We start from the raw sequence: 6,141 nt of genomic DNA on the forward strand, positions 1-6,141 counted from the left end.
TTTATTCATTCGACACGCGCGCGATTCTTCCTTGTTCCAAATACACTAATAATATCGAAATATCGGCCGGATTGACGCCGGAAATGCGCGACGCCTGGGCGATCGAAAGCGGGCGCACTTGTTTGAGCTTTTGCCGCGCCTCGGTTGCAAGCCCTTGGATGCCGTCGTAATCGATATCTTCCGGGATTTTTTTGTTTTCCATTTTTTTGAGCCGTTCGACTTCTTGCAACGATTTTTGGATGTAGCCCTCGTACTTGATTTGAATTTCGACTTGCTCAGCCACTTCCGGAGCGATCTCCTCGTCAGCCGGCGCCAGTTTTCGGATGTGCTCGTACGTCATCTCCGGGCGTCGGAGCAAATCGGCAGCGCGAATGCCGTCTTTCAGCTCGCTTCCACCCGCTTCACGGATGACTTCCTGCACTTTTGGCGTCGGTTTGATGATCACCGTTTGCAGCCGCTTTTTCTCCCGTTCGATCGCCTCTTTTTTCGCCAAAAATTTTTGATACCGCTCTTCGGAAATGAGACCGATCCGATAGCCGAGCTCGGTCAGGCGCAAATCGGCGTTGTCATGGCGAAGCAAAAGCCGGTACTCGGCACGCGACGTCAGCAGGCGGTACGGCTCATTCGTCCCTTTCGTCACCAAGTCGTCGATTAAAACGCCGATATAGGCATCCGAACGGCTTAAAATGATTTCTTCGCGGCCGAGCGCACGGTGGGCGGCGTTAATGCCGGCCATAATGCCTTGGCCCGCCGCTTCTTCATAGCCGGACGTGCCGTTGATTTGCCCTGCGGTATACAAGTTTTTCACAAGCTTCGTCTCGAGCGTCGGCCATAGTTGCGTCGGCACGATGGCATCATACTCGATCGCATAGCCAGCCCGCATGAGCTGCGCCTTCTCAAGTCCCGGGATCGTCTCGAGCAGCTTGCGCTGGATATGTTCCGGCAAACTTGTTGACAACCCTTGCACGTATACTTCTTCCGTTTCCCGCCCTTCCGGCTCGAGGAAAATTTGATGGCGCGGCTTATCGTGGAACCGGACGACTTTATCCTCGATCGATGGGCAATAGCGCGGCCCGGTTCCTTTGATCATGCCGGAGTACATCGGCGACAAGTGCAAGTTTTCATCGATGATGCGGTGTGTTTCCTCCGTCGTGTACGTCAGCCAGCACGGCAGCTGATCAGTGATGTATTTTGTCGTCTCGTACGAAAACGCCCGCGGCTCCTTGTCCCCCGGCTGAATTTCCGTTTTGCTGTAGTCGATCGTCCGGCTGTTGACGCGCGGCGGCGTGCCCGTTTTGAAGCGAACAAGCTCAAACCCAAGCTCTTCTAAATGCTCGGACAGCTTAATCGACGGTTGCTGGTTGTTCGGGCCGCTCGAATATTTAATGTCTCCGATGATGATTTCCCCGCGCAAAAACGTCCCGGTCGTAATGACGACCGCCTTGGCGTAATAATGCGCCCCCGTGTGAGTGATGACACCTTTGCAAACGCCGTCTTCGACGATCAGCCGCTCGACTTTTCCTTGCAGAAGCGTCAAATTTTCTTGATTTTCGAGTGTTTTTTTCATTTCCCGCTGGTACAGCACTTTATCGGCTTGCGCCCGAAGCGCGCGGACGGCTGGCCCTTTGCCGGTGTTTAGCATCCGCATTTGAATGTATGTTTTGTCAATGTTTTTTGCCATTTCCCCGCCGAGAGCGTCGATTTCGCGCACGACGATTCCTTTCGCCGGGCCGCCGATCGACGGGTTGCACGGCATGAACGCGATCATATCGAGGTTGAGCGTAATGACAAGCGTCTTCGCCCCGATGCGCGCCGAAGCTAATGCCGCTTCGCAGCCGGCATGGCCAGCGCCAACGACAATGACGTCATACGTTCCTCCATGGTAATCCATATGGCATTTCCTCCTCGCTTATTTTCCTAAACAAAACTGAGCAAACAGCTGATCAATCAAGCTTTCATGGACCGTATCACCAATGATTTCGCCAAGCAACTCCCACGCCCGGCGCAAATCGATTTGGACGAGATCAACCGGCATGCCGGCGTCAATGCCGGCCAAGGCATCCTCGATCGCTGTTTTCGCCTGCTCGAGCAAGGCGATATGGCGAGAGTTTGAAACGTACGTCAAATCGCCGGCTTCCAGCTCACCCCCAAAAAACAGGTCAGCAATCGCCTTCTCCAGTTCATCAATTCCTTGTTCATGCAACAGGGATGTCCCCACGACCGGCCGGCCGGCCGCCAGCTCCTTGACCCGCTCCATATCGATCCGCCGGGGCAAATCGGTTTTATTCACAATGACGATGGCGTCCATTCCCTCGATCATGGCAAACAGCCGCTCGTCCTCTTCCGTCAGCGGTTCATGATAATTCAAAACGAGCAAAATTAAGTCGGCCCGCTTCAACATTTGCTGCGAGCGCTCGACGCCGATCCGTTCGACGACATCTTCGGTTTCGCGGATGCCAGCCGTATCGATCAAGCGAAGCGGTACGCCGCGGACGTTGACATATTCCTCGATGACGTCGCGCGTCGTCCCCGGAATATCGGTGACGATCGCCCGATTTTCATGGGCGAGCGCATTCAAAAGCGACGATTTGCCGACGTTCGGCCGCCCGATGATGACCGTTGCCAGCCCTTCGCGCAATATTTTTCCTTGCGCGGCGGTCGACAGCAGCTTTTCAATTTGCCCGCGCACATATTCCGCCTTTTCCCGCAAAAGGCGCGGCGTCATTTCTTCGACATCATCGTATTCCGGATAATCGATATTGACTTCAACATGTGCCAGCGTCTCCAAAATCGTCTGCCGCAACTCGCGAATCAATTTTGACAGGCGCCCTTCCATTTGCTGTAGGGCGACGTTCATCGCTCGGTCGGTTTTGGCGCGGATCAGGTCGATGACTGCCTCAGCTTGAGATAAATCGATGCGCCCATTTAAAAACGCCCGCTTCGTAAACTCCCCCGGCTCGGCGAGCCGCGCCCCGTTTGCCAGCACGAGCTGCAGCACCCGATTGACGGAAACAAACCCGCCATGGCAGTTGATCTCGACCACGTCCTCGCGCGTAAACGTCTTCGGTGCGCGCATAACTGATACCATTACTTCTTCAACGACCCGTCCGCTTTTCGGATCGATGATATGCCCGTAGTGGATCGTGTGCGATGGAACGTCTTTGAGCCGCTTTCCGCTCGGGCTGCGGAAAAGCCGGTCAGCGATCTCAACCGCTTGATCTCCGCTCAACCGAACGATGGCAATCGCCCCTTCGCCCATCGGCGTCGAAATGGCGGCGATCGTATCAAATTCCGTCAAAGCTGTTCACCTCTCTTTGCTCCGCTTTCTCTATATCCACAGCCCGTTTTGGCCGCTTTTTTTCCTTGTGCATATTCACTTAGTTCAATTTTAACTTATCCACATGTGAATAACAATACGGCGCGCTCAACGCGGTTGTTGAAAAATATAAGCGGCGGCCGTCAAAAAAGTTGGTGGAAACTAGTGATTGCTTCACAATCATCTGGACGGATAGGCAAAAAAGACCGTTGCTGCGCTGTTTCCCCATTTGAAGAAGCTCTTGCTGGAGCGTTTCCCCCATTTCCATCGCCAATCTTCCAGGCGGCGCCAATACCGTAAAAAAAGAGGCCGCCTCTCTACAGTTTAGCGAGGCGCCTCTTTTTTCGGCGACATTTTGCCTGTTTTCGGAGCGACGACAATCGAACGGTGCGGATCAACGCCAACGGAATAGGTCAAGACGTGCTTGTTGTCAGCCAGCGCTGCATGGATGATCTTCCGTTCATGCGCCGGCAACGGCTCCAACCTTACTTCTTTTCCCGTCTTCACCGCCCGGGCGGCCAGCTTGTGCGCCAGTTCGATCAGCGCCTTTTCCCTTCGTTCGCGGTAATTTTCGACATCGACGGCAATCGACACGTATTCGTCAGCATGGCGGTTGGCGACGAGCTGCGCCAAAAACTGAAGAGCGTTTAACGTTTGCCCGTGCTTGCCGATCAATAGACCGACCGGCCCCCCGTGCACATGAAGCGTCACCTGCTTGCCGCGGCGGACGGCTTCGATGCTTGCCCCTTCCGCCCCCATTTGCGCGATGACTTGCTGCAAAAAGCGAACCGTCTCCTCAACCGGGTCGATTTTCAGCACGGCTTTCACAACCGCCGGCCGGCCGCCAAACAAGCCAAACCAACCTCTTTTCCCTTCATCGAGCACAACAATAACCGCACGCTCTCGAGGCACGCCAAGCTGCGCGAGCGCCAACTGCACCGCCTCTTCGACTGTCCGGGCAGTCGCGGTCACTTCTTTCACTTTTTCGCTCCTCCTGAATGGGCGGCAATCTCCGGCCCTTTAATGAGATACGTTTGCACAATGGAGAAAATATTTCCGACGACCCAGTAAAGCGACAAAGCAGCTGGGAAGTTGATCGCGAAAATGACGATCATAATCGGCATCATCCAAAGCATCATCGCCATTTGCGGGTTTTGCTGAGCGGAGCCGGCCATCATGATTTTCTGCTGGATGAACGTCGTCACGCCGGCAATGACCGGCAAAATGTAGTACGGGTCTTTTTCGCCAAGGTCAAACCATAAAAAATTATGTTGGGCAATTTCTCTCGTCCGCATGATGGCATGGTAAAATCCAATTAAAATCGGCATCTGGATCAAAATCGGGAAGCAGCCGGCCATTGGGTTGACGCCGTGCTTTTGGAATAAGAGCATCATCTCTTGCTGGAGCTTTTGTTGAGTTTGCGCGTCTTTTGAGCTGTATTTTTTGCGGAGCGCTTCAATTTCCGGCTGAAGCGCTTGCATCGCCTTCGCGTTGCGCGTCTGTTGGATCATCAGCGGCAAAATCAATAAGCGGATCAAAATGGTGACGACAATGATTGACAACCCAAAGCTTCCGCCGAGCAGCCCGGCGACATATTTGATCAGCCAAGAAAGCGGATAAACGATATACTCGTTCCAAAACCCCTTGCTTTCCGGGGTGATCGGTTTGTGAATTTCCGTGCATCCGGCCAGCACAGCCGCTAACGCACCGAACAAAATGATGAATCTGATTCGCCTTTTCACCTTCTTTTTCCTCCCACATATACAAGTTCACGTATGTATTTTACCATCTTTTTTTGCCGCATGGAGCATTTTTTCAAGCCGAATGCGACGGTTGGCCTCCTTTTTTCAGCCCTCCGGATTTCCGGAGCACATGGATTAAACTTTTTTTTACTTCCGCATAATTCATCTCCGCCACCGGCTGCCTAGCGATCACGACATAGTCTTTGCCAGGGGCAATCTCCTCTTTCAATTCGAGGAAGCATTGGCGGATGTAGCGCTTGATTCGATTTCGGACGACAGCCTTGCCAAGTTTTTTGCTGACAGACAGCCCGATGCGAAAATAAGGCTGCTCCGGGCGGTCAAGCGTGTAGATGACAAACTGGCGGTTGGCCGTTGAAGCGCCCCTCTGAAACACTTCCTGGAACTCTTCGTTTTTCTTGATCCGATACTTTTTTTTCATTCTCCCCAAACACTCCATTTGCCTAATTTCCCGGCGGCAAAATATTGAGAAAAAAGACCACTGAAACTTCAGTGGCCTATTATGCAGACAAAACTTTTCTTCCTTTGCGGCGGCGGCGCGCCAACACTTTTCTGCCGTTTCTCGTGCTCATGCGCGCGCGGAATCCGTGCACTTTGCTTCGTTTCCGTCTATTCGGTTGATACGTCCGTTTCATCTATGACACCTCCCTAGGGAATAACAGTTACGGGCAGTCTTTCTCATTATATTGAACAATCTTAGCAAATGTCAACCGCCTCTTCGTTTTTCCAACTTTGATCAGCGCTGTGGATAAATTTTTTCTCCCTATCAACAATCCACAACATTTATCGACATTTTTTTCACATGTTCAATGGTGTGGATAATGATTTTTTTACACCCTGTCCATTTTGTGGATAATCAAAAAAATCCCGTTGCAACAAGCCGTTTTATTTGCTATTATTATTGTGTTTTCACTATGGATAATTATGTGGATAAGATGAGTCTATCCACATTTTGTGGATAGATTGTGGATAGTTTTTTCACAACGCGTTAATAATGTTACCCACAGATGGTGGATTTTGTCGAAAAGCTTCTTTATTTCCTTAATATGCTTTTTCCACAAACTT

6 protein-coding genes are annotated in these 6,141 nt (G+C 52.0%); all 6 read right to left on the reverse strand.

The annotated features are described in order from the left end of the window. Window position 1: 1 nt before the first annotated feature. On the reverse strand, window positions 2-1,891 hold the full coding sequence (gene mnmG, locus GYMC52_RS17900) for a tRNA uridine-5-carboxymethylaminomethyl(34) synthesis enzyme MnmG (protein WP_013524886.1): 1,890 nt from the start codon (window positions 1,889-1,891) through the stop codon (window positions 2-4). Window positions 1,892-1,909: 18 nt separating this feature from the next. Beyond that, the gene (gene mnmE / locus GYMC52_RS17905; RefSeq protein WP_011232957.1) at window positions 1,910-3,298 is read right to left on the reverse strand and encodes a tRNA uridine-5-carboxymethylaminomethyl(34) synthesis GTPase MnmE; all 1,389 of its coding nucleotides are present in this window, start codon (window positions 3,296-3,298) and stop codon (window positions 1,910-1,912) included. A gap of 342 nt (window positions 3,299-3,640) precedes the next feature. Further along, window positions 3,641-4,297 carry an RNA-binding cell elongation regulator Jag/EloR gene (jag, locus tag GYMC52_RS17915; protein WP_011232958.1) on the reverse strand — a complete coding sequence of 219 codons (657 nt, stop codon included), beginning with the start codon at window positions 4,295-4,297 and terminating at the stop codon, window positions 3,641-3,643. Next, a complete protein-coding gene (gene spoIIIJ, locus GYMC52_RS17920; RefSeq protein ID WP_011232959.1) occupies window positions 4,294-5,058 on the reverse strand; it encodes a YidC family membrane integrase SpoIIIJ in 765 nt (254 codons plus the stop codon). The genes jag and spoIIIJ overlap by 4 nt, the downstream gene beginning before the upstream one ends. A 73-nt stretch (window positions 5,059-5,131) precedes the next feature. Beyond that, window positions 5,132-5,497: a ribonuclease P protein component gene (gene rnpA, locus GYMC52_RS17925; protein ID WP_011232960.1), complete on the reverse strand. Its 366-nt coding sequence runs from the start codon at window positions 5,495-5,497 to the stop codon at window positions 5,132-5,134. Between the two features lie 79 nt (window positions 5,498-5,576). Continuing rightward, window positions 5,577-5,711, reverse strand: a complete 135-nt coding sequence (gene rpmH / locus GYMC52_RS17930) for a 50S ribosomal protein L34 (RefSeq protein WP_003253900.1) — start codon at window positions 5,709-5,711, stop codon at window positions 5,577-5,579. Window positions 5,712-6,141: the final 430 nt, after the last annotated feature.

This window comes from Geobacillus sp. Y412MC52 (assembly GCF_000174795.2).
Taxonomy (GTDB): Bacteria; Bacillota; Bacilli; order Bacillales; family Anoxybacillaceae; genus Geobacillus; species Geobacillus thermoleovorans.